Origin of the sequence: Arthrobacter hankyongi, from assembly GCF_022012395.1 — a bacterium.
Taxonomy (GTDB): Bacteria; Actinomycetota; Actinomycetes; order Actinomycetales; family Micrococcaceae; genus Crystallibacter; species Crystallibacter hankyongi.
Genome location: NZ_JAKLTQ010000002.1, coordinates 232330 through 257222 on the forward strand (window position 1 = coordinate 232330; position 24893 = coordinate 257222).

The window sequence follows — 24893 nt, forward strand, 5'->3', positions numbered from 1 at the left end:
TCAATAGACTGAATTCCTTGCGAAGCTGCTTGCGCATCAGGTGGCGGTTCTGCCTTGTAAAATCAGGCCTATGTTCCTTCATGGCCGACCATTGTAGTCAAATTTATCCTTGACCACCATGACGAAGTCTCGTAGTCTCAACCGAAATAAGGGGAATTTGGGAAGGCGAAGCGACGGCACTTCGCGGTCATGCACTGTTGTTCGACTTCTACTGTGACGTGGTGGCCCGGTTGCCGGCCTGCCGGCTGATTCCGGCAAGTGCACGGATGCCTTCAGCGGGCCATCACGGCACCACTACGAGAGGCACCAGATTGAACCGTAAACGTTCGTTCCGCCCGGCTGCTGCCGGACTGACGCTGCTGGCACTGTTTCTGGGAGGCTGCAGCGCCTCCTCCGGTACTGCAGCAAGCCAGGAATCCGTCGAGCCGGGTTCATCCAAGGAGGAGTATGCGGCCGCGCTGGCCGGGATGGAGCCGGTGACGCTGACCATGCAGCTGCCCTCCGCACCCAAGTCCACGACGTCGGCTCCCAACGAAGCGTATGCCGCCGCCGTGGAGGAGTGGTCCGGGGGCAAGATTAAATTCGATATCCTTTATGCCAATTCCCGGGTAACCATCAATGAGATGAATGCCGCGTTGGCGGATGGGCTGGTCGACTCCGGGATGCACATGCCGGTCACCGAACCCGAGTCCTTCCCTGCCAACACCCTGGCGGGTGATCTTATGTTCCTGCAGGAGTCGACCCCGCTGGCCGGGTCGATGCAGCTGGTCTCTTCCTGGATTGAGTTCGGTGCGCAGCAGGAAGCCATCAGCAACGAGTTGGAGGAGTACGGCATCCAGCCGCTGCTGCCGCTGCTGCCGACCAGCGGAACCTCGCTGCTATGCAATGGCCAAGCCGTGACATCCCTTGGGGAGGCCAAAGGCAAGCAGATCCGGGCTGGCGCGCCGTCGAACGTGCCGGCCATCGAGGTGCTCGGTGCAACCGCCGTCAGCCTGCCCGTCGCGGAGGTCTACCAGGGCCTGCAACGCGGGGTCGTGGACTGCGCCGCCGGGAATGCCGTGCTAGCCAACACCGTGGGCCTGTTTGAGGTCACCACGGACTGGACCCTCGATCCCGAAGTCCAGTTGGCCGGTACCTCGATGTCCTTCGGGTTCAACAAGGACCGGTGGGACAGCCTGCCGCTGGCTGCCCGACAGCTGCTGTGGGACCGGCTGGACGGCTACATCGAGCAGCACCTCGCCACCACAGTGATCAAGCAGACCGGTGAGGCCATCGGGGTGGCGAACAAGGCCGGGGTCAAGTTCCACGAGTGGGCCCCGGACGCCCGGGACGCGATCAAGGCCCACCTGAACAGTTTCCTCGAGGAAGCACCAGGACAGGCCCCGAAGGACGTGGACGGCGCTGCCTTCGTGGAAGCGGCCAAGACGGCCAACGACCGGTGGAAGACCATCATCACCGAGGACCTCGGCTTCAAGGACGACACCGCCTGGTCCGAGCTGGATAGCTGGATTTCGGAGAACGAACTGGACGTCAGTCCGCTCTCAGACAGGCTGATGGAGGAAGCGCTCCTCCCGCACCGGCCTGCGGCCTAAGCGGCTGCCGGAACTGGCAGGCAGTATCTATACGGAGGAAGAGGAATCGTGACCTACGTCATTGCACAACCCTGTGTCGACGTCATGGACAAGGCTTGCATCGAGGAATGCCCCGTCGACTGCATCTACGAGGGCGAGCGGGCCATGTACATCCATCCGGATGAGTGCGTGGACTGCGGCGCCTGCGCGCCGGTCTGCCCGGTTGAAGCCATCTACTACGAGTCGGAGACTCCTGAGGAATGGGAGGACTATGCCCGGATCAACGTGGAGTTCTTCGAGGAGTTGGGGACGCCCGGCGGTTCCCGCAATGTAGGCCCCATCGGCAAGGATCACCCGGCGGTGGCCGTGCTGGAGCCCCAGGGCCAGCCCGGCTAGGAAACGCCGCACCGGCAGCCGCAGGCCCTCCCCGGGAATCCCGGGGAGGGCCTGCGGCATGGCCGATCAGGTTTGCCGGCAGCGCCGGCGGCGTGCGCCCGGTGAAGTTAGGCCCTGGCAGGGCAAGACAAAGGGACCTCCGGACAGGGCGTAACACCCTGCCGAAGGTCCCTTTGTCGCCGCTGGCGCGGCCCCTCAGCTCAGACGACGGTCCAGGTGTCGCCGCTGTGCAGCAAGTTGTCCAGGGCTGTCGAGCGGTCGGTGATGCCTTCGCTGGCGCTGCGTACCTGTTCCCGGGCGACGTCGTCGTACGTCTGGCGCTCTACCGAGCGGAAGATGCCGATGGGGGCCTGGGTGAGGTGTCCGGAGCCGGTCAGCCGCGAGAGCGCGAAGGCGGTAGTGGGATCGGCTGCATGGGCGTCATGGACGAGGATCCGGTCCGCGCCCACATCTGCGACGTCGACCACCCGCAGCGAGCCGGACAGCGGGTCCCTGACGATGCCCCGGATGCCCAGCCCGTCCTCGCCCTTCGGGCCGAACCGGATGGGCTCGCCATGGACGAGCGGAATGACGGCATCCGCCTTGGTCTCCGGGTTCTTGACCGCGTCGAACGCGCCGTCGTTGAAGATCGGGCAGTTCTGGTAGATCTCCACCAGGGACGTGCCGCGGTGGGCCGTCGCCGCGGAGAGCACCGAGGTCAGGTGCTGGCGGTCGGAGTCGATGGTGCGCGCCACGAAGCTCGCTTCGGCGCCCAGAGCCAGGGACACCGGGTTGAGCGGGCTGTCGGGGGAGCCCTTCGGAGAGGACTTGGTGATCTTGCCGGATTCCGAGGTGGGGGAGTACTGACCCTTGGTCAGGCCGTAGATCCGGTTGTTGAACAGCAGGATGGTCATGTTCACGTTCCGGCGCAGGGCATGGATCAGATGGTTTCCGCCGATGGAGAGGGCGTCGCCGTCTCCGGTGACCACCCATACGGACAGGTCGGGACGGCTGGTGGCCAGGCCGGTGGCAATGGCCGGCGCCCGTCCGTGGATCGAGTGCATCCCGAAGGTGTCCAGGTAGTACGGGAAGCGGGAGCTGCAGCCGATGCCGGAGATGAAGACAATGTTTTCCCGCTTCAGTCCCAGCTCCGGCAGGAACCCTTGGACGGCAGCGAGCACGGCGTAGTCGCCGCAACCCGGACACCAGCGCACTTCCTGGTCGCTGGTGTAATCCTTCCGGCTCTGTGGTGCCTCGCTGGCGGGAACATCGCGCAGGCCCGGGAAGGGAAGCCTGGTGGAGGTCATCCGATTGACTCCTTCGTCAAGTTTTGGCCGCTACCGGCAGGTTCAACCAGCTGCAGGATGGCGTCGGCCAGTTCGGAGGCCCGCAGCGGCAGGCCGCGCACCTGGTTGTAGCCGGCAACGTCCACCAGGTACTTGGCGCGCAGCAGCAGGGACAGCTGCCCGAGGTTCATCTCCGGCACCAGGACCTTTTCATAGCGCTTCAGCAGCGTCCCGAGGTCCTTGGGGAACGGGTTCAAATGGCGCAGGTGTGCCTGGGCGACGGCATAGCCCTGGTCGCGCACCTCGCGGACAGCGGCTCCGATCGGGCCGTAGGTGGACCCCCAGCCCAGGACCAGCAACTTCGCGTCGCCATGTGGATCGTCGACCTGCAGCGGCGGGAGCGACTCGGCGACCCGCTCGACCTTGGCCTGCCGGATGCGCACCATATGGTCGTGGTTGGCAGGGTCGTAGGAGATGTTGCCGTGTCCGTCCGCCTTCTCGAGGCCACCGATCCGGTGTTCCAGGCCTGCGGTTCCTGGCAGGGCCCACGGCCGTGCCAGGGTCTGTTCGTCGCGCAGGTAGGGCCAGAACTCCGGCCCGCCGTCGGCGTTGACGTGGTTCGGACTGGTGGCGAAATCCGGGTCGATCCGGGGCAGGTCCGCCAGTTCGGGGATCCGCCAGGGCTCGGACCCGTTCGCCAGCATGCCGTCCGAGAGCAGCATGACGGGCGTGCGGTAGGTGACGGCGATCCGGGCCGCCTCCACAGCGGCGTCGAAGCAGTCGGCAGGCGATTGCGGGGCAATGATCGGCAGGGGGGATTCCCCATTTCGGCCGAACATGGCCTGCAGCAGGTCTGCCTGCTCGGTCTTGGTCGGCAGCCCTGTCGACGGGCCGCCGCGCTGGACATTGACGACGACCATGGGCAGTTCCAGCATGACGGCAAGCCCGATGGTCTCCGCCTTGAGCGCAATGCCCGGCCCCGACGTCGTCGTCACGCCCAGGGCGCCGCCGAAGGAGGCGCCGAGGGCGGCGCCGACGCCGGCAATCTCGTCCTCGGCCTGGAAGGTGGTGACGCCGAACTGCTTGTGCTTGCTCAGCTCGTGCAGGATGTCGGAGGCCGGCGTAATGGGGTAGGAACCCAGGAACAGCGGCAGGCCGGACTGTGTGGAGCCGGCGATCAGGCCGTACGCCAACGCCGTGTTGCCGGTGATATTGCGATAGGTGCCCGGTGCCATCGGTGCGGGCTTGACCTCGAACTTCACGGCAAAGGCCTCGGTGGTCTCGCCGAAGTTCCACCCGGTTTTCAGCGCGGCAATATTGGCGTCGCGGATCTGCGGGGAGGAAGCAAACCGGCGTTCCAGGAAGGTGAGGGTCGATTCGACGGGACGGCTGTACATCCAGGAAAGCAGGCCGAGGGCGAACATGTTCTTGGCGCGGGCCGCGTCCTTGCGGGTCAGGCCGAAGTCCTTGACCGCCTCGACGGTCAGGCCGGTGAGGTCGAAGGCATGGACGGAGTAAGCGTCCAGCGTGCCGTCCTCCAGCGGATTCTCCTCGTAGCCGATCCGTTTGAGGGCCCGGCTGGTGAAGTCGTGGGTGTCGACGATGATCGTCGCGCCCGCAGCCAGATCCGCGAGGTTGGCCTTCAGGGCTGCCGGGTTCATGGCGACCAGAACGCCCGGGGCATCGCCGGGGGTGAGCACATTGTGGTCGGCGAAGTGGACCTGGAAGGAGGAGACGCCGGGCAGGGTGCCCTGGGGTGCCCGGATTTCAGCCGGGAAGTTCGGCAGCGTCGACAGGTCGTTGCCGAAGGCCGCGCTTTCCTGGGTGAACCGGGACCCGGTGAGCTGCATCCCGTCCCCGGAGTCACCGGCGAAGCGGATGACGACGCGGTCGAGTTGGTGGATGGTGTCACGGTGCGGTTCCGTGCTGTTTGGAGTGGCCAGTGTGGCCTGCGCTTCCGGCATGGCTGGTTCCTGACTCGGCAAGGCCGCAGACCAAGTGCGGCCGTTTCGTTTGGATGGATCTGCTGCAGTTCGATGGCTTGGGTGGCGGCCTGCCACCCGTGCGTCAGCCCATTTGCTGGCTGGCGGCGAAGTGGCTGCGCCAGTCCTGGCCTTCGTCGAGCATGATGTTCGCCGGCTTGGGCGAATCCTTGGGGCTGAGGCCGAGCGGGTCCTCGCCCTGGGCCACCCGCTTGGTGTTGTCCACCAGTTGGCGGCGGTACCGGGCGATGGCCAGGTCCGCCGGCACCAGATGCTCGATCGGATACAGGTCGACGGGGCCCATGGACTGATTCACGCCCCAATCCTCAGGGATGAACCGCTGCATGCCGGTGAAGCTCTCTCCACGGCGCATCGCCTCGCGGTCCTGCAGCCAGTTGTTGGAGCGGTTCGGCCTGTCCGGGAGATCGTGGTACTCGCGGCCCAGGCCCCACTTGTTCATGCCGGTTTCGTCAATGCCGTAGTACTCCAGTACCTCCTGGCGGGCCGTTCCGACGCCGATTTGGCGGGCTTCGGACCAGAACACCATAAAGAACAGCGAACGGTTGTCGTCCACCGGCAGAGTGATCTGGACGATGTTGTCCGGCTGGATGTAGACCGTGGTGGGGTGGACGAGGCTGGTGATGCGTGCCTGCCGCTTCAGCTGGCCGTTCTCTTCGAAGCTGCTGATGGCCGCGTAGCGGAAGCCAAAGTCCGTTTCCTGGACCTCGATGGTCGGTGCCAGGTCCTTGGCGATCACGCCCGTGGTGACCTTGCGCTGGGTGGTGCCGAAGACCGGGGCCGGTCCTTTGCCCTCCCTGAGCTGTTTCAGGGCGTCCTGGTGGAGCACGCCGGTGTGCGTGGTATCGATCAGCCCCTCCACGAGGCGGGTGTAGTTGGCGGAGGAAGCCACGATCTCCACCACCCGGTTTTCCTCCGGCACGTCGAAGAAGGTGTGGTTGGGCATGGGCGGTTCCAACTCAGGCGGGCCGAAGTAGCCCCAGACAATGCTGCCGGCCTCGCGTATGGAGTAGGACGGCTGGCGGACCCGCTCCTTGAAGCGGGGGTCCTTCACGTTCGGGGCATCCACAATGGCCCCGTCGACGGCGAACTTCCAGCCATGGTAAAGGCAGCGCAGGCCGCCCTGCTCGTTCCGGCCCAGGCACAGCGACGCACTGCGGTGCGTGCACAGTTCATCCAGCAGTCCCAGCCGGCCTTCCGTATCCCGGAAGACGACGTAGTCCTGCCCCAGCACTGTCACCCGGTGCGGATCACCGTCCGGCTCGGCCACATCGCTGACCAGGCAGATGGGCAACCAGTACCGTCGCATGGTGTCGTGCATCGGGTTGCCGGGGCCGACTTTCATCAGCACTTTTTTCTGCTCGATCGGATCCACGTGATTGCTTCCTTTCGCGTCATCCACGCATGCTCATTTGTACGAGATATCGCATAAGCCTACGGTTCTTCGTAATTGAGAGCAAGGGTTTTTGATCCTATGGGGTGGCGGGGGCCATTTGGGGCCGGCAGGCGAACGATGGGCGACCCAAAGCAAGCGTGCGGACAGCAGTGGCGGCGCCGGAATGGCTCCACCGTGGAGATTCTTGGCGAAAAACTGTTGTGCCCACTCATCGAAATATCGTAGGCTGTGGCGAAATAAGATCGTCACGACAACGAGGTTCTGATGACTGCCACGAAAAAACCCTGCCTGACAGGACCTTTCGTCTCCAAGCATTAAAGCCCTGCCTCAGACTCAGGACCTTTACCGCGCCCAGCGGTAATTGCACAGCCAGGGCGGTTCGCACCTGGCAACGACCCGCACTTCCCTATGTCAACCTCCGCGATCGGAAAGCAGGATCACCCTTGAATTCAGCAGATTTCCAGTTGGTCAGCGGCGCTGATTTGTCCTTCTCCGGCGTCGTCAACGTGTATAATCCGGCCCGGATCGACGAAGCCGTCGGAACCATTCCCCGCATGGCCGGCGGGGACGTCGATAAAGTCGTGCAGGCCGCCCACCGCGCCCAGCCGGGCTGGGCGGCGCTGTCTCCAGTGGAACGGTACGAGCGGATCGCCCAGGCCCTGGCTGCCATCGACATGGCCGGTGCCGATGAACTGCTCACCCGCGAACACGGCAAGGTCCGGGCCGATGCGGCCCGGGAACTGAAATATCTGGACTATCCCGTCAAGTTCCTCCAGACCCACCTGCAGTGGCTCGCCGAAGGGGAGGACCTCGGCGACAACGGAATGCACCACACGAAGGTCTACCGTGCCCCGTACGGCGTCGTGGGCCTGCTCACCCCGTGGAATGTGCCGATCGGCATGGGCATCATCACTATCGCCCCGGCACTGCTGGCCGGCAACTCCGTCATTGCACACGTGCCGGTCACGGCTCCGCTGACGGTTCTGAGGATCTTCGGGCAGCTGGCCGCCGCCCTGCCAAAGGGCGTGCTGTCGCTGATCTCCTCGCCGGACACCGCCGTGGCACAGGCTCTGGTGGAGCATCCCCTGGTACGGAACGTGCACTTCACCGGAAGTACCCCCATCGGGGCACTGGTGGCCAAGGAAGCCGCCGACACAATGACCACCGTCACCCTCGAACTGGGCGGCAACGACCCCGCCGTGGTGCTGGACGACGCCTTGGACGATGCCGCCATCTATGGCCGGTTCATTGCCGCCGCGTTCCCGTTCGGCGGACAGGCCTGCATCGCGCTGAAGCGCCTGTACGTTCCGAAGGCGCGGGTGGGCGAGGTCGTCGAAGGCCTGGGCGCAGCTCTAACCAACACCGTCGTGGGCGACGGACTGGACCCGGCCACGACCATGGGGCCGCTCCACACGGCCGTCATCCGGGACAACGTCAAGCGTCTACTCGAGGAGGCCCGCGCTGCCGGCGGCACCGTCCAGGAATACGGCATGCTCGCCTCGGACCCGGACAAGGGCTATTTCATGCTGCCGGCCGTAGTCAGCGGCCTGGAGAACTCTGCCTCTGTGGTGGCCGAGGAGCAGTTCGGCCCCGTGCTGCCGGTGATCGGCTACGACTCGGTGGACGAGGCCATCGCCATGGCCAACGACTCCGAGTACGGACTGGGCAGCTCGGTCTGGTCCGCAGACGTCGAGTACGCGGCACGCGTCGCCGGCCGGATCGACGCTGGCATGACTTGGATCAACGCCCACGGCGGGGCCGGCGTTGACGGCCGGGCACCCTGGGGCGGCGTGAAACTCAGCGGTACCGGCCGCGGCGGCGCCAACCGGGCCGGGCTGGAGGGCTTCACCGAAGCCCATGCGGTCATCATGCCCGGCTCGGGCGTCCGCGGGGCGTGATGCTATCCATCCTGCCCCCGGCGCCGGGCCGGGGGTACACAACCCACACGGTGCGCCGCCCGGTCCCGGGGCCGGGCAGTGCACCCTGCCGACAGCGAAGGACTCTGCATGTCTGAGGTTTCGAACAACGCCAGTACTGCCTACGATTCCGTTGACTACGTCAAGAAACTGGATCTGGGCGGCAGGGGCGTCGTGGTGCTCGGTGCCGGCCAAGGCATCGGCGGTGCGGTCGCCGATGCAGTGTCGCAGGCCGGCGGCCGGGTGCTGTGCGTAGACATTGACGCCGAGCAGGCCCGCCGGACCGCGGAACGCAGCGGCGGGGAAGGCTTGGCGGCGGACGTGACCGACCGCGCCGCCATGGAAGCGGTCTTCCAGCGCGCCGAAGAGTGGTTCGGTGATGATTTTTACGGCATCGTCGACGTCGTCGGCGTTACCGTCCCGCAACTGCTGGCCGATACCGATGAAGACTCCATCCAGCGCCAGTTCGATCTGGTTCTGCGGCATGCCCTGTTGATGACCCAGATCGGGATTCCCAAGCTGGCCCGTCGCGGCCGCGGCAGCGTGGTTTACATCGGTTCGTTGGCTGGGGTGGCGAGCACGAAGCGCCTGGGCCTCTACGGTGCGGCCAAAGCCGCCGTCCACCAACTCTCCGCTGCCGCGGCCCACGAGTTCGGCCCGGCCGGCGTGCGCGTGAACACCGTAGTTCCCGGCCGCATCCTTGCCTCCGGCGGCGACCCCAACCCGAATCCCGATGCCCTGCGCCCGGTCGAACTGGCCGTCCCGCTAGGCCGTGGCGGACACCCGGACGACATCGCCTCCGCCACACTCTTCCTGCTCTCCGACCTGGCCGGCTACATCTCCGGCGTCCAGATTCCGGTCGACGGTGGGATCAGCGTCGTCACCCCGCTGCCGAGCACCCAGCCGGCCAACCGCCAGGGCTAGCCCCGAGCGCACTTCCAGCACGTGCACGTTCCAACCTCGTCCGATACAAAGGAGTTCCAATGACGGAAGCCACGAAGAGCCCGGTACTGGATATTGTCAAGGTCAATTCGGACCATGGCCACGCCCAGGCCTACGCCGAGCTGCGCGAACACGGACCGGTGGTTCGCGGTGAGGCCTTCGGCGGCTACTGGGCGGTGGTCAGCTACGACGCCATCCGGCGGGCAGCCAACGACGTGGGCAACTTGTGCTCGGGCCAGGGCTCGACCATCCCGGCTCTGGGCACCGCCTTCCGGCCCATCCCGGTTGAGGTCGATCCGCCGGACCACCGCAAGTACCGGCAGCTGCTGGTTCCCGTCTTGCGTCCGGAGAAGGTCGCGGAATGGGAAGACCTGATCCGCAGGGAAACTGACATCGCCATCGACCGCTTCATCGAGGCCGGATCGGCCGACCTGATGGAGATCGCACGCTACGTCCCGCCGGCGGTCATTGCCTTCATTCTTGGCGTGTCCGACGAAGGCCCGACCATGGTCAAGCTCACCGCGGACCTGAACAACGCTGCCACGGCCGGCGATCCCGAGGCCAAGAAGGCGGCCAATATGGCGTTGTTCCAGTTCGTGGACCAGATCGTGACGGACGCCGAGGGCACCGACCGCGATGACATGCTGGGCATGATCGCCAACGCACAGATCGACGGCGCGCCGATCGGGCACATGAAGGCGGTCGCCATGGCCGTCACGGTGGTGATCGCGGGCCAGGAAACCACCGTCAACGGCATCTCCAGCGCGCTGTGGCTGGTGGCAGCGCACCAGGAAGTCAAGCAGCGCCTGATCGAGAACCCGGAGTTGATCCCCAATGCGGTGGAGGAATCCCTGCGGCTGGAGACCCCGGTGCAGATGATGGGCCGGACCGCGACCACCGACATTGAACTCGAAGGCGTCCGGATCACGGAGGGCGAGCGTGTCGGCCTGGCCTGGGGTGCGGCGAACGTTGACCCGGCGAAGTTCGAGGACCCGGAAAAGTTCAACATCGACCGTCCAAACAACCCGCATGTGGCCTTCGGTCACGGCATCCACCGGTGCGCCGGCGAGCACTTGGCCCGTGCCGAAATGCGCATCGCCCTTGAGCAGGTCTTGGCCCGGATGCCTGACTACCGATTGGCCGGCGAGGTCGAGCTGGGCACCAGCGGCGCGATGAACCGCGGCGCCCACTCCGTTCCCGTCACCTTTACCCCGGGCGCCCGGGCATACCAGAACTGAACGCCGATCCGATCTGGAGAAAATCCATGCTGACCAGCCTTGATGAGTCCCTGTACCACCAGTCCCCGCTGCTGTTCCAGCAGGCAGCCGTCACCGACCACCGCTTCTACGATCGCTACGCGTACACCACCATGGCTCCGGACGGTTCGGCTGCCCTGCTCACCGGCATGGGGGTCTACAAGAACCTCAATGTGATGGACGGCTTCGTCACTACCCAGGCAGGCCAGTCCGTGCAGCGGAATATCCGCATCTCCCGTCCGCTGCGTCCCATCGTGGAACCTCTGACGCTGGGCCCGATGCGCACCGAGTTCCCGGTAGCGTTCCAGGAAACCCGGATGATCTGCGAGCCGAACGAGTACGGTGACGCGTTTGACCTGACCTTCCGCCCGGTCTTCACCAGGCTGGAGAACCCGCATTACGGCGAAACTGACGGCCGTGTGACCCAGGACTACCGCCGCTTCAGCCAGGTCGGCTGGACCAGCGGCACCCTGGTGGTGGACGGCCAGGAGCACACCCTCGACAAGTGGTTCGGCTGGCGCGACCACTCCTGGGGCGTGCGTCCGGGCGTCGGCGGCTTCGAACCGTTTACCGGCACGCGCAACCGCGGCGGTATTCCGTCGGCCAGCCGGGGCGGCGGCCTGGGCATCCTGCTGGTGTACGTGGCGTTCGCGACCGACAGCTACTCCGGATTCTTCTTCACCATCGAGGACGAGAACGGCAAGCGCATCTACCTCGACGGCGCCATGCAGGTCAATGGCGAGGAACCCTCGGAGATTGTCGATGGCTCCCATGAGATCAAGTTCATCCCCGGCACCCGTCTGTACAGCACCATGAGCATCCAGGCCAAGACCGCCGACGGGCAGGTCTGGGACCTGGACGTGGAGGCCATCGGCAGGGCCTGGGTCTACCGCGGCACCGGCTACGACCACGGCTGGAACGACACCAAGGGTCTGGGAGCCTGGCGCGGCGACGAGCTGACGGTGGAGACGGATGTCTACGGTGTGGGCGACGTCGAGGAGACCGTCATGCCCGACGGCGGCCGGATCCGGCCCATCCACCGCGAGCAGCCGGTGCGCGTGCGGGTACGCGGCGAGGAAGGCAACGGGCACTCGCCGCTGTTCGTCGTCGGCCCGAACCGCGTCTACGGGCTGGAGGAGCGGTGAGCCTGGCGGCGGACCGCTCCGCCTGGGCCAAGACCCGTGCCCTGCCCAAGGGGCGCGCACTCCAGCTGGTGCGGCAGGCGGCCACCGGAGTGTACGACCCGGATACCGCCAACGCCGAGCGCAGGCGGATGGCGATGCGGCTGGACCAGGCCTTGGTGCGGCTGATTACCACCGAGAGCCGGCTGCCGCAGATCGAAGCCGAGTTCTCGGCCCGGCATGAGGCCAACCTTGGCCGTGCCCGCAACCTGCTTGGCGGGGTGGACGGGCCGGACGCTCCCACGGCAGGCGAAGCGGTCAGCAACGCCGTGCGGTCCCTCGGCGAAAGTCTTCGGGACTGTCCGGAGACCGAGTCCGCAGGAATTTGGAACCTGCTGCGCGATATCGCCGCCACGGACAAGGCCGGACGCCAGGCCCTCGAGCAGGCCATCGCCGAGACCCGGGATGCCCCGCACCCTGGTGCCGCCAACACTCCGGCTGGAACTCCGCTGGATGCGGCTGCCCTCGACGCCTATCTCGGCACATGGGTCTGGGACGGACCCCGGCCAAAGGTTGCCGGAGTCGAAGCTCTTGTGGGCGGACAATCCAAATCAACGTTCCTTGTCGACATTGAACCCGGGAGCGGGCCGGCGGGATGGCGCGATGGGGTCGTTGTCCGTATGGACACGGGTAATTTCGACTTTTCCGTGACGGAGGAGTACCCGCTGCTGGAGCGGTTGTTTGAGGCAGGCATCAGTGTGCCCGAACCACTGCTCCTCGAACCTCGGGGAGATGTTTTCGGGCAGCCATTCCTGATCACCCGCCGACTCGCCGGCGCGGCCCCGGGCATGCTCATCGACACCGCCGGTGCGACGCCGGAGGCCGCGCTGGCCCTGGCCGAGGCACTCGGACGGCTGCATTCGGTGCCCGTGGCGGACCTGGTCGATTCGCCGCCTGCCGACCTGCCGGAGATCGTCGAAGCCGCCCGCGCCAACTATGAGCAGTCCTGGCGCAGCTCCTCGCTGCCGCCCTCGGTCGCCGTCGAGTTGGGACATGTGTGGATCCGCGAGAACGTGCACAAGCTCACCGCGAAGCCCTGTCTGGTGCATGGGGACGCGGGCCTGCACAACATCCTGCTCGATGAAGGGCAGCTGACCGGAATGCTGGATTGGGAGTTCGCGCATGTGGGCGACCCGGCCGAGGACCTGGCGTACTGCCGGCCCGCTGTGGAGCGGTTAGTGCCCTGGGAGCAGTTCATGGAGCGCTACCGCGACAGCGGCGGACCGGAAATCTCCGCGGACCGCCTGGCCTTCTTCGGTGTCTGGTGCCAGTTGAAGAACTCGGCACTGGCCGCCGGAGTCCTGCGCGATGTCGCGGCGGGCAAGATCAACAACATCGACATGCTCGTGACCGCGATCGACACCCATGCCCGCTTCGAAGCGATGCTGTCCCAGCACCTCGATGCCCTGATTTCCGCAGGACACTAGCCGGACACCACGGCTGACCAGAAGGGACGATGTCAATGACGACAACGCCATTCCGTTTTGTTTTCGCCCCCGGAGAGGTTCAACGGCTCCGGCAGCGCATCGACCTGACGCGCTGGCCCGAGCCCTTTGAGGCGCCGGACTGGTCCTACGGCACCGACCCGGACTACCTGAGGGAACTGGTCGCGTACTGGCGGGACGGCTTCGACTTCGCCGCCGCCGAAGAGCGGTTGAACGCGTTGCCGAACTTCCGCACCGAAATTGACAGGTTGCCGGTCCACCACATCCACCTGCGGGCGGAGGATGCGGACGCCGTGCCCGTCCTGCTGCTGCACGGCTGGCCCGGTTCGGTAGTCGAGTTCCTGGACGTCATTCCGCGTCTGGCCCGGCCCCGGGAAGCAGGCGAAGAAGCCGCGGCGTTCCACGTCGTCGCCCCCTCACTGCAGGGCTATGCCGGTTCGCCGGGCGCTTCCAGGCCCGGGATGTCTCCCAGAACTATCGCCGGGCGGCTGGCGCGGCTGATGGAGGAACTGGGGTACGACCGCTACGTGGTGCAGGGCGGGGACTGGGGGAGCCTGGTCGGCTCGCACCTGGCGGCCCTGCATCCGGACCGGGTCATCGGCCTGCACCTGAGCATCGCCCAGCCGGTCCCGCCGGCGGACCTGGCGGACCCGCTCGCGGTGGTCGCCGAGCACGAGAAGCCATGGCTGGCGGCCAACGCAGTGCACGCGGCCGAGGGGCTGGGCTACTACGCCATCCAGAAGACACGCCCGCAGACCCTGGCCTACGCGCTGACCGACTCGCCGGTGGGCTGGTGCGCCTGGGTGCTGGACAAATTCCATACCTGGACCGACTGCGAGCGCGGCGGCGTCCGGGACCTGCGCAACGCCGTCTCCTGGGATGCCTTCCTGACCAACCTCTCGCTGTACTGGTTCACCGGCACCATCGGGTCCTCGATCCGGCTCTACCGTGAGCAGTTCCTGGCCGAGCAGCGCGGCGAAGGCACGCCGGGGCCGATCACCGTGCCGGCCGGCGTCGGGATCTACCCGGCGGAAATTGTGAGGTCGCCGCGGGCCTGGATGGAACGCCGACTGCCGGTGCGGCACTGGCACGAAGCGCCAGCCGGCGGGCACTTTGCGGCGCTGGAACAGCCTCGGCTCTTCATCGACGACCTCCGGGCCTTCCGGAACTCGCTGGCAGCCGTTGAAGCCGGCCCGCAGCCTGCCTAATCCCTCCACCGTCCCGTCCATCCAAGGTTTACCGACGCCTACCTTTAAGAAGGGGAAGCCATGCTTACCACCGCCGCGGTGTGCCACGCGCCGCACCAGTCCTTCAAGTTCGAGGACATCGAGCTTGCCGAGCCGCAGGGCACCGAGGTGCTGGTGCGGATCACAGCCTCGGGCATCTGCCATACGGACATCTCCGTGCAGCAAGGCAAGATCCCGTTCTCCCTGCCCGGCGTCGTCGGCCACGAAGGCGCCGGCATCGTCGAGGCCGTGGGCAGAGGGGTGACCAGTGTCCGCCCCGGCGACAAAGTCCTGTTGATCTCCCCCTCCTGCGGCGGCTGCGGTCCGTGCACCACCGGCCACCCGGCACTGTGCGAGAAACCGGCGCTGCGCTGGTCCGGGGTCCGCAACGACGGCTCGCCCGTGGCCACCCTGCAGGGACAGGCCCTGGGCATGCGCTTCCTGGGCCAGTCCTCGTTCAGCACCCATGCCCTGGTCGAGGAGCGCACCGTGCTGGCCGCGCCGGAGGACATCCCGGCCGAGACCTTGGCCCCGTTCGGCTGCGGCGTGGTCACCGGGGCCGGTGCGGTACTGAACGTGCTGCAGCCCAGATCCAACCAGTCCGTGGTGGTCCTCGGGGCGGGCGCCGTCGGCCTCTCGGCGGTCATAGCGGCGGCACTAACCCCGGCAACCAAGGTCATCGCCGTGGACATGGTGCCTGAGCGGCTGGCCCTGGCCCGCGAACTGGGAGCCACGGACACCATCAACGGGGCCGAAACCGGGGATCTGACGGCTGCCATCAAGGAAGCCGCCGGCGGCGGAGCCGACCACATCGTGGAGACCACAGCGAACATCAAGGTCCTCGAGGCAGCGCTCGCGGCCCTGTCCCGCGGCGGGTCCATGGGCCTGGTGGGGGCACCCGGCGGCGGCGAGGCCGCCACCCTGCCGGTGGTCCCCTTCATCTCCGGGGCCAAGAACCTGCGCGGCGTGGTCATGGGTGACGGCACCCCGGCGTTCCTGCAGGCGCTGATGGAACTGTACCGGCAGGGCCGGTTCCCGGTGGACAAGCTGATCCGTACCTATCCGTTCGAGCAGATCGAACAGGCCATGGCTGATGCCTCCAGCGGCAAAGTCATCAAGCCCGTGCTGACCTTCAACCCGTAAGGAGCCCCCGTGCTGACCAAGGAAACCAATTTCAACCCCACCGGAATCGACCCCATCGACGAACTCCCGCTGGCGCAGCCGCCGGAAGAGGACCTGTGGGCGGAGAACTTCTGCTATCAGGCCTGGGACCGGGAACAGGACCTCGGCGTCTGGGTCCACATCGCCCGCATGCCCTACGACAAGTCGATCTGGCGGGAAACGGTCATCGTCTTCCTGCCGGACAACCGCTACTTCCTGTCCCGGGCCTTCGCCCGCGGGGCCCACGAGGCCGGTCCCGGCTCCGCCGGCATCAAGCTCAGCTGCATCGAGCCTTTCCGCCGCTTCCGGCTGCAGTTCGACGGCGTCGGCCGGTACGTGACCCAGGCCGACGTCGAGGACGGCGCCCTGCGCGACGGACTGGCCCAGCCGTTCCAGCTGGACCTGCAGTTCGACGCCGCCGCGCCGCTGTGGGACATGAGCGCGCATTTGAAGAACCAGCACTTCGCCACCATGCACCATGAGCAGACCTGCCTGGCCACGGGCACCATCCATGCCCGGGGGGAGACCTTCATCATGGAGAAGGCCGGTGCCATGCGGGACCACTCGCGCGGTCCCCGCGACTTCTCCAAGCTCAACAGCCACATCTGGTTCAACGCCGTCTTCCCCAGCGGCAAGTCCTTTAACGTACTGGCGAACTATGAACGCAAGACCGGCAACTCGATCGCCCGCGGCTTCGTCAGCGACGGCACGACTTTCCATGATTTCGCCATGGAGCCGTCCTTCCTGAAGGATCCCGACAAGCCGTTCGAGATCGAGAACCTGAAGCTATCCAACGCGGAATCGACATTTGAGATCGGCATCGAGGTCCTGCGCGTGCTGCCCATGGCCATGCGCATTCCCAATGACCTGGTGCTGGGCAAGGAAGCCGCCGGGGACGGGCGGGGCAACCGGCTATACGAAGGCCGGGCCCGCTACACCTGGGACGGCGAGGAAGCCTACGGGCATATCGAGCGCAGCTGTCCGCTGGTGCCGGAAGCCTGAGGGGAAGCCGAGGAGGAACCATGACCGTCGACAACGACCACCGCGTCGCCCCGGCGTCCCTGTCCGATGAACTCAAGGTCGCCAACTGGCTTCTGACCAACGCGGTGGAGACCCTGCAGTGCTCCGTGGTGCCCGCCCTAGAGAGCGCGGGGCAGCGGCTGCCCGCGGCCCATGCCTCACGCAGCGCCCACATCCTGGCCTGGCTGTCCGAACGGCTTGGAAACCTGTCCGCGGACCCCGAGGCCTATGCGGGCGTGCACGACCTGGCCGGGGAAATCGCCCAGATGGGGGCCAGCGCCGACCGGGTCTTGGAACTGCTCAACCCGCCAAGCCCGGACACCGTGTCCCGGGCCGCGATCGACGTCGCCGGCCTCGAAGCCTACCTGCGCTCCGACCCCTTGGCCGGCCCCGATGTATGCCTCGGCGACGTGGTGCAGCTGCCCGGCGGCCGGTCCAAAACCACCCTGGCCCTGACCCTTCACGACGCTGCCGGCTACCCGCGCGAGGTCATTATGCGCAAGGACCAGGAAACCAAGATGAACGGCACCTCCGTGGTGGCCGAAGCAGGGCTGCTGGAACGGCTCCACCGGGCCGGACTGAAGGTTCCCAAGCCGCTGCGCTTGGAGACCGATCCGGGCCGCCTTGGCTCGGCGTTCCTGATCATGGAGCGGCTGCGCGGCACTACGGCCGGGGACGTTTTCGAACCCCCCGCCAATGAAGGCCTGGCCCTGCAGCTGGCCGAGCAGGTGGGCCTGCTGCACGCGATCGGGGTGGAGGACGTCGCCGACGATCCGTTCCTGGCCGGTAAGGACCTGACCTCGGAACAGCTGAAGGCCCAGCTGGCGGAATTCCGGCAAACCGTGGAACAGTACAGCGCACCGTATGCCAGCGTGCTGGGCGCGCTGGACTGGCTCGAGGCGCATGTGGACGGCATCGAGGCCCGGCAGGTCCTGGTCCACGGTGACTTGGGCTTCCACAACGTCCTGGCAGACGGGAACGAGCTGACCGGCGTGCTGGACTGGGAGCTGGCCCATTTGGGCCACCCCGCCCGCGACCTGGGCTACCTGCGCAGCACCATCGAGATGATGACCACGTGGCCGCTCTTCCTGGAGGTCTACCACGAGGCCGGCGGCGTTGAATGCGATGCGCTGGCGGTGGACTTCTACATGCTGTTCTCCAGCGTCTGGCTTTACCAGCACCTGAGCCGCACCGGCCGCCTGCGCTTCGAGTCCAACGCGCGGCACATCGAATACGCCAACTCCTACATGGTGCTGCTACCGAACATGCGGTTGCGCCTGGCCCGCGAGCTGGAGGCGGTCCTGGACCGCCACTGACGCGGCGGCGCGGAGGCATGCGGCGGGAGTTCGGAAATATCATTGAATATAACGAAATCACGTGAAATACTACGAAATACCGAATTCTTGACATCACGAGCAAAGGGGTGAGGGGTAGAGCATGAAGCCGGAGGAACAGAAGCAGCTGCTGATGGACATCCAGCCCGGTACGCCAATGAACCGCGCCATCCAGCGGTACTGGCTGCCGGTGTGTTTGACGCGGGATGTGGCCGAGCCGGACTGCGATCCGATCCGCGTGCGGGTCCTGGGGACGGACTATGTCGTCTTCCGGGATTCCGAGGGCCGTGTGGGCATCCTGGACGAGTTGTGCACGCACCGCAGCGCGTCGCTGTGCCTGGGCCGGAACGAGCAGGGCGGCCTGCGCTGCCTCTACCACGGCTGGAAGTTCGCCGTCGATGGCACCATCGTCGACGCCCCGAACGTGAAGGACCCCCGCTTCAAGGAACGCGTCCGCCAGCCGGCGTTCGCGGTCCGGGAAGCCGGCAGCATCGTCTGGGGCTATTTCGGCCCGGCCGAGCACGAGCCGCCGTTTCCGCACTACCCGTTCTTCGACCTCCCGGAAGAAAACCGGGTCGTGGAACTGGTGGTGGCGTCGGCGAACTACACACGTGTGGTCGAAGGCCTGCTCGATTCTTCCCACACCGGGGTGCTGCACCAGGACGCCCTGGCCCAGCTGGCCAAGGGGGAGGGTCCGGCCCCGTCCTTTGGCGGCCGCCGCCGGGTATCCACCGGCGCCGTCCTCGCCAAGGACCTGTCCCCGGACATCGAAGTCCAGGAAACCGACTTCGGCCTCCGGTACGCTGCCGTACGCGAGTACAAGGATGCCGAGGGCAAGAAGGCGCGTGCGGCGCGCATCACCACCTTCGCCTTCCCGACGACGATCTGCGTGCCGCCGGACAACCTGATGCAGATCACCCTGCCGGTGGAGAATGACCGTTCCCACTTCTTTATGGTCTTTTGGGACCCCACCCGGGAGATCGGCGTCGGGGCGGCCCGCCAGGAGGTGCTGGAATACTACGGCATCGACCAGACCGCGATGGACAAGTGGGGCCTGGGCCGTGAGTTCCACGACCTCCCCGACCGCCCCAATACACAGAACAACTGGGGCCAGGACCGGGAGGCCATGCGCCGCGGCGAAAGCTTCACCGGCATGTACCGCTTCATTCCGGAGGACTTCGGTGTCAGCGGGTCCATGGGAGCCACGGACCGCTTTCCGATGGAGCATCTGGTGCCCTCCGACCTGGCCATCGCCCGCTTCCGCCGGCGGATGATCGATAACGCCACGCGGCTCGAGCGCGGCGAGGACGTCCACGGCCTGGCTCCGAAAGAGCCCATTCGGGCGGGATTCGTGACCCTCGCCGAGGGCGAGTCCTGGCAGGACCACTTCGCGGCGCAAGCTCCGGCCCCGACGGCATGAGCACCCCAGGGCTGCGCGGGTCCGTTGACGCCGGGCCTGCCGGTATCAACGGCCTGCGCGTCCTCGACCTGGGTACCGGATTGCCGACGGCGGTCACGGTCCGGCTGCTGGCGGGGGCGGGAGCGCAGGTTTTCCGCGTGGACCATCCCGGCCGCGAGGTGTTCGGGCAGCTGTACCCTGCACTCGACTGGTGGAACCGGGGAACGCGGCTCGTCCAGGCCGCCGAGGTCGCGGCGCTGCTGGAGACGGTGGACGTCTGCCTGCTCGGCGGCGAAGACCACCCCGACGCCGTGGCCGCGCTGCAACTGGATGCAGCCGAGCTCAGCCACCGGCATCCGCGGCTGGTGGTGCTGGAGATCGGCGGCTACGTCCCCGGGACTCCGGACACCACCCCGGCGACGGACCTGCTGGTCCAGGCCAGGACCGGATTCGTGTTCGAACAGTTCAACAACAGGCCGGTGCACATCGCCTTCGCCCCTGCGCTTTACGGTTCCGGGCTGCTGGGGGCCATGGGTGTTTGGGCCGCCCTGCTGCAGCGGCTCCGGACCGGCAGCGGGCAGCTGGTCAGGGTCAGCTTCCAGCAGGCGCTGGCGCTGTTCTGGCAGCAGATCTGGCTCAAGGCCGGACAACCTGACCGCGACTTCGACATGTTCGCGCCCCGGGACGTGCGGCACCTGATCTTCCGCTGCCAGGACGGGGACTACGTGCAGCTGGTCCTGGGGGTTCCCGGGGCGTTGGGCAAGGTCCACCGCGTGCTCGGCATCCCAGGCGAGGTGGATCCGCAGGACCGCGGCGTACCCAGCCTCTCCCGGGGGGTGGAGAACTACTTCGCCGACCGCGGCCTGCTGGCACGCTACGTGGCCCGGCGCCGGCGCCCGGAACTGATCCGGGCGCTGAAGGACGCCGGACTGGCCGCCGAACCTGTCCTCCCGCCGGGTGAATGCTTTGACGACCCGCAGGTCGTCGCGGCAGGGCTGGTGGAACGCAGCGCCGCAGGCTGGGAATACGGTGGGAACCCCATCAACCTGGGATTCACGGATCCCGCATCTTCCGGCCGCAGCACCGGTGAACCGGACCGCGTCACGGACATCGGAGCCGCCGCGGACGCCGCGGAGACCGCCCCGCTGGCAGGGATCAGGATCGTCGACCTCGGCAACTGGGTGGCCGGCCCGTTCGCCTCGAAGCTGCTGGCAGACCTGGGCGCCGACGTCATCTCCGTGGAGCCGCCCGCCGGACTGTCGAACCTGACCGGAATCCGCAACGCCTGGGCGGCCAACCGCGGCAAGCGCAGCATCGTCGTCGACCTTAAGAGTGAGGACGGGCAGCGGACCATCCGGGAACTTGTCCGCACCGCCGACGCCGTCCACCACAATTTCCGGGTCGGCGTTGCCGAGGGGCTGGGGCTGGGGGAGGATGATCTTTGCCGCCTGCGCCCCGACTTGGTCTACCTGCACACCAGCGCCTACGGCCGCTCCGGTCCCAAGGCCGCGGACAGCGGATTCGACATGGTTATGCAGGCCCTGTGCGGTCACGAAGTCCGTGCCGGCGGTGAAGGCAACGAACCGCTGTGGTACCGCTCGCCGTTCATCGACTACGGGGCCGGGGCCCTCGGCGCCGTGGGACTGCTGGCCGGGTTGTATGAACGGGCCGCCACCGGCCGGGCTGTTACGGTCCACACCAGCCTGCTGGCGGCGGCGGTCTTCCTGCGCGGGGAACTGGCCCGGCGGCCCGACGGCTCGGTCGCCGGAGCTCCACTGCTGTCGCGCGACCTGTGCGGCCTGCATCCGGCCGAGTGCCTCTACCAGGCACGGGACGGGTGGATTGCCGTTGCCGCCCGCGGCACCACGATGCGCCGCAGGCTCGGCGAAGCCCTGGACATCCGGCTGCCTGCCGACGACGCCGGGTGGGGGCCCCGGGAACAGGAAACCATCGCTGCCGCCGTCCGGCCGCGCAGCTCCGGCGACGTCCTGGCCGTCCTGGCCGCCGCCGGCATCTGGGCAGTGAAATGTGCAGAAGATGCCTTCATCGAACTGCTGGCCGGGGAAGCCAACAGGCAGGCGAACCTGGTCATCACCGCCCCGGACGGCCGGTATGGGCACATTACCGGCTGCTTCGGGCCGCTGATCAGCTTCTCCGGCTGGACCCCCGATCCCCGCGGGTTCCGCTCGGCACCGCTGCCGGACGAACACGCCGCGGAGATCCTGGCCGAACTGGGCCTTGGCTCCGGCCCTGCAGCCGGCCTGCTCAATACCACGACTCCAGCAACGTCCCACTGACCAAAGGAAATACGAGATGACCACGACCAATTACCAGACCATCGAATTCACCAACGACGGCAGGATCGCCTACCTGAAGCTGAACCGTCCCGAGCGGCTGAATGCGCTCAGCGACCAACTGGAATCCGAGATCCGCACCGCCCTGATGGAATTCGACCTCGACGACCGGCTGTGGGTGCTCATCATCCACGGCGAGGGCAAGGCCTTTTGCGCCGGCCTGGACGTCAAGGAGCACAGCTCCTTCTCCTTCGGCTCGGACGACCAGACCCGTTCCGAAAAGGCCCTCGCGGCACTGCGCGCCGGCCATCTGGGCGGGGCGCAGCACCTGCGCGGCACCGGCGGCGAAGGCTGGCTGGGCCGCACCGCCAACTACAAGCCGGTCATCGCCGCGGTCCACGGCTATGCGCTGGGCGGCGGCGCGCATCTGGCCGCCGAGTGCGACCTCATCGTGGCCGCAGAGGATGCCCGCTTCGCCATCGCCGAGACCATGACCGGCATGTCCGGCTCCCGCACCTGGGCCAAGATCAAGACCTTCATGCCCTCGAAGGTGGCCTCCGAGATGCTGATCACCGGCCGCCGGATGGAGGCAGCCGAACTCTACCGCCTGGGCCTGGTCAACCGCCTGGTGCCCGAAGGACAGCACCTGAAAGCTGCCGAGGAACTGGCCCGCGAGGTGCTCCAGGCCCCGCCGCTGGCCACCCGCGACGCCGTCCGCGTCACCCGCAAGCAGTGGGTTCCGCTGGCCACCGAGCTGGACGAGCAGATGCAGCTCTCACGGCTGGACCTGACCAACGATTTCCGCGAGGCCAACCGCGCCTTCGCGGAAAAGCGCACGCCGAACTTCCAGGCCAACTGATCGGCCCCGGTATGGCAACGCAGAGCCGCCGGGGATTCTCGTCCCCCGCGGAATTGACCGTCGTCGACCTTGGTACCGGCATGGGCGCCGCGCTGTGCGCCAAAATGCTGGCCGAGGCCGGCATGACGGTGCACCGCTTTGCCCCCCAGGGCGACGAGGTCTTCGACGCCATCTATCCGGCCCACCGTGGCTGGCGCTCCGGCGCCATCAGGGGGAACCCGGAAGACCTTGAAGACCGGCTGGCCGCCGCCGACATCTGCATTGTCGGCGGCGAGGACCACCCCGAGGCGGCCACCCGCCGGGATGCGGCCGAGATTTCCCGGCGCCATCCCCATCTGGTGGTCCTGGACCTGGCCGGCTACGTGCCCGGCTTTGCCCCGGATGCCCCGGCCGTGGACCTGCTGGTCCAGGCCCGGTCGGGAATGGTGGCCGAGCAGTACAGTGACCGGCCGTTGTGCTTCGCCGTGCCGTTTCCGACCTACGGCCAGGCGATGCTCGCGGTGCTGGGTGCCTGGACTGCCCTGATCGAGCGGCTGCAGAGCGCTCGCGGCCAGGTGGTGACCGCGTCGCTGCAGCAGGGGGCGGCACTGCTCATGCTGCCCTTCTGGGTCGGCGCCGAACGCCCGGACGCCGAATTCGCCAAGGTCACCCCCAAGGACGTGCAGCATCTGATCTTCCGCTGCAAGGACGGCACGTTCATCCAGTTCGTCATGGGAGTGCCCTCGGCAGTCCAGAAGCTCTACCGGATCCTGGACATCCCCGTCGAGGCCGACCCGGCCGACCGCGGTATCCCCAAGGTGGGGACTCCGGTGGAGAAATTCTTCGGTGACCGGCCCCTGATTGCCCAGTACGTGGCCAGGAAGAACCGGGCGGAGATTCTGGCGGCCGCACTGGCCGTCGGATTGCCCGCCGGGCCGGTGCTGGAACCGGGGGAGTTCTGGACGGACGAGCAGCTGGCGGCCAACGGCATTCTCGACGAGCGCGAGGACGCCGTCGGCGTCGGCAGCCCCTTCGGGATCTCCGGCCTGATTCCGGGCAACGGCCCGCGGCAGGGGCAGCCGACGGGCCCGGCACCCTTGAGCGGCATCCGGGTGCTGGACCTGGGCTCCTACGTGGCCGGGCCCTTCACCTCGCGGTTGCTCGCGGACCTGGGCGCCACCGTGATCAAGGTCGAAGGCCTGGGCGGCGATCCCAACCGCGGCCTGCAGCGGCACTTCCTGGCCTGCCAGGCAGGCAAGCAGGATATGGTCATCGACCTTAAATCCGCGGCCGGGGCCGGAGTCATGCAGCGGCTGCTGGCGAGCACCGACGTCGTGACCCATAACTTCCGGCTCGGCGTGGCCGAGCGTCTCGGGCTGGCGCCGGAGGACATCCGCCGCCGGCAGCCGCAGGCCCTGACCCTGCACACCATGTCCTTCGGGCCCGAGGGTCCCCGTGCCAAGGATCCGGGGTTCGACATGGTCATCCAGGCCATGGTGGGCCTGGAACGCCGGGCCGGCGGGCCGGGCAACGATCCGCTGTGGTACCGGACGCCCTACCTGGACTACGTGACCGGGACCCTGGGGGCCGTCGGGGTGCTGATGGCCATCTACGAACAGAAGGCAACCGGTAGCGCCAGCGACGTTTGGGTCAGTCTGCTCAATGCCGGCATGTTCCTGATGTCGGACCTGGAACGCGGCCTTGACGGCGGCTTCCGGGGGATCCCGGAACTCGACGCCGAACGGCTGGGAACCCATCCCGCCGAACGCCTGTACCGCACCGCCGATGGCTGGATCGCCGTCGTGGCCCGGAACGAGCAAAGCGCCGGGGAACTGTGGTGGCGCGCCACCGGGGATCCGGTGGCCCCGCCCCGCCAGGAGTGGGGCGATCCGGTGGCCAGCCGGCTGGCGGGAATCATTGTCGGCTGGACGACCGAACAGGCAGTACATGAGCTCTCCGGCGACGGCGTCTGGGTCGAGGAGTGCCGGTTCGACGGACTCGTCGAACTGCGCGATTCACCGGCAGCACGCGAGGCGCTGCTGTACACCAGCCGGCCGGACGGGCGCTACGGGCGGATCATGGGACCGGTGGGTCCGCTCGTGTCCTTCTCCCGCACCAGCCTCTCAGCGGAAGGCCTTGGCGGCACTCCGGAATCCGGCGCACACACCGCACCGATCCTTAAATACCTGGGCTATACCGACGGCGAGATCGACGACCTCTACCGGGCCAGCGCGGTCCGCTGAATCTGACGAG

At 67.1% G+C, this 24893-nt stretch carries 18 protein-coding genes; 15 read left to right on the top strand and 3 right to left on the bottom strand.

Features of this window, described 5'->3' with window-relative positions:
• Window positions 1-311 precede the first annotated feature (311 nt).
• Both dctP and fdxA read left to right on the top strand, forming a co-directional pair.
• Window positions 312-1592 (top strand): TRAP transporter substrate-binding protein DctP, encoded by a 1281-nt coding sequence (gene dctP, locus LVY72_RS05075; protein ID WP_237818389.1) that lies wholly within the window; start codon window positions 312-314, stop codon window positions 1590-1592.
• 48 nt (window positions 1593-1640) lie between these two features.
• Window positions 1641-1967, top strand: coding sequence for a ferredoxin (gene fdxA / locus LVY72_RS05080; RefSeq protein WP_237818390.1), 327 nt, complete (start codon window positions 1641-1643; stop codon window positions 1965-1967).
• Window positions 1968-2167: 200 nt separating this feature from the next.
• On the opposite strand, the gene LVY72_RS05085 is transcribed toward fdxA, so the two are convergent.
• The 3 genes from LVY72_RS05085 to LVY72_RS05095 all read right to left on the bottom strand — a co-directional run bounded on the left by LVY72_RS05085 (window position 2168) and on the right by LVY72_RS05095 (window position 6607).
• A complete protein-coding gene (locus LVY72_RS05085) occupies window positions 2168-3253 on the bottom strand; it encodes a 2-oxoacid:ferredoxin oxidoreductase subunit beta (RefSeq protein ID WP_237818391.1) in 1086 nt (361 codons plus the stop codon).
• Complete coding sequence (locus LVY72_RS05090; protein WP_237818392.1) at window positions 3250-5196, bottom strand: 2-oxoacid:acceptor oxidoreductase subunit alpha; 1947 nt, start codon at window positions 5194-5196, stop codon at window positions 3250-3252. Before LVY72_RS05090 ends, LVY72_RS05085 begins: the two co-directional genes overlap by 4 nt.
• Window positions 5197-5299: 103 nt before the next feature.
• Window positions 5300-6607 (bottom strand): Rieske 2Fe-2S domain-containing protein, encoded by a 1308-nt coding sequence (locus tag LVY72_RS05095; protein WP_237818393.1) that lies wholly within the window; start codon window positions 6605-6607, stop codon window positions 5300-5302.
• Window positions 6608-7071: 464 nt separating this feature from the next.
• Here LVY72_RS05095 and LVY72_RS05100 point away from each other — a divergent pair, with 464 nt between their 5' ends.
• The 13 genes from LVY72_RS05100 to LVY72_RS05160 all read left to right on the top strand — a co-directional run bounded on the left by LVY72_RS05100 (window position 7072) and on the right by LVY72_RS05160 (window position 24883).
• A complete protein-coding gene (locus LVY72_RS05100) occupies window positions 7072-8526 on the top strand; it encodes an aldehyde dehydrogenase family protein (protein WP_237818394.1) in 1455 nt (484 codons plus the stop codon).
• Window positions 8527-8634: 108 nt separating this feature from the next.
• The gene (locus tag LVY72_RS05105) at window positions 8635-9468 is read left to right on the top strand and encodes an SDR family NAD(P)-dependent oxidoreductase (protein ID WP_237818395.1); all 834 of its coding nucleotides are present in this window, start codon (window positions 8635-8637) and stop codon (window positions 9466-9468) included.
• 59 nt (window positions 9469-9527) lie between these two features.
• Window positions 9528-10724, top strand: a complete 1197-nt coding sequence (locus tag LVY72_RS05110) for a cytochrome P450 (RefSeq protein WP_237818396.1) — start codon at window positions 9528-9530, stop codon at window positions 10722-10724.
• A 26-nt stretch (window positions 10725-10750) separates the two neighbouring features.
• Window positions 10751-11887 (top strand): Rv3169 family protein, encoded by a 1137-nt coding sequence (locus LVY72_RS05115; protein WP_237818397.1) that lies wholly within the window; start codon window positions 10751-10753, stop codon window positions 11885-11887.
• Window positions 11884-13350 carry a phosphotransferase family protein gene (locus LVY72_RS05120; protein ID WP_237818398.1) on the top strand — a complete coding sequence of 489 codons (1467 nt, stop codon included), beginning with the start codon at window positions 11884-11886 and terminating at the stop codon, window positions 13348-13350. The genes LVY72_RS05115 and LVY72_RS05120 overlap by 4 nt, the downstream gene beginning before the upstream one ends.
• A 35-nt stretch (window positions 13351-13385) precedes the next feature.
• Window positions 13386-14576 carry an epoxide hydrolase family protein gene (locus LVY72_RS05125; protein ID WP_237818399.1) on the top strand — a complete coding sequence of 397 codons (1191 nt, stop codon included), beginning with the start codon at window positions 13386-13388 and terminating at the stop codon, window positions 14574-14576.
• Window positions 14577-14636: 60 nt separating this feature from the next.
• The gene (locus LVY72_RS05130) at window positions 14637-15737 is read left to right on the top strand and encodes an NAD(P)-dependent alcohol dehydrogenase (protein WP_237818400.1); all 1101 of its coding nucleotides are present in this window, start codon (window positions 14637-14639) and stop codon (window positions 15735-15737) included.
• Window positions 15738-15746: 9 nt separating this feature from the next.
• The gene (locus tag LVY72_RS05135; protein WP_237818401.1) at window positions 15747-16757 is read left to right on the top strand and encodes a DUF7064 domain-containing protein; all 1011 of its coding nucleotides are present in this window, start codon (window positions 15747-15749) and stop codon (window positions 16755-16757) included.
• Window positions 16758-16777: 20 nt separating this feature from the next.
• Complete coding sequence (locus tag LVY72_RS05140) at window positions 16778-18091, top strand: phosphotransferase family protein (protein ID WP_237818402.1); 1314 nt, start codon at window positions 16778-16780, stop codon at window positions 18089-18091.
• Between the two features lie 121 nt (window positions 18092-18212).
• Window positions 18213-19529, top strand: a complete 1317-nt coding sequence (locus LVY72_RS05145; protein ID WP_237818403.1) for a Rieske 2Fe-2S domain-containing protein — start codon at window positions 18213-18215, stop codon at window positions 19527-19529.
• Window positions 19526-21805 carry a CoA transferase gene (locus LVY72_RS05150; RefSeq protein WP_237818404.1) on the top strand — a complete coding sequence of 760 codons (2280 nt, stop codon included), beginning with the start codon at window positions 19526-19528 and terminating at the stop codon, window positions 21803-21805. The genes LVY72_RS05145 and LVY72_RS05150 overlap by 4 nt, the downstream gene beginning before the upstream one ends.
• A 16-nt stretch (window positions 21806-21821) precedes the next feature.
• Window positions 21822-22661 carry an enoyl-CoA hydratase/isomerase family protein gene (locus LVY72_RS05155; RefSeq protein ID WP_237818405.1) on the top strand — a complete coding sequence of 280 codons (840 nt, stop codon included), beginning with the start codon at window positions 21822-21824 and terminating at the stop codon, window positions 22659-22661.
• 11 nt (window positions 22662-22672) lie between these two features.
• A complete protein-coding gene (locus LVY72_RS05160; RefSeq protein ID WP_237818406.1) occupies window positions 22673-24883 on the top strand; it encodes a CoA transferase in 2211 nt (736 codons plus the stop codon).
• Window positions 24884-24893: the final 10 nt, after the last annotated feature.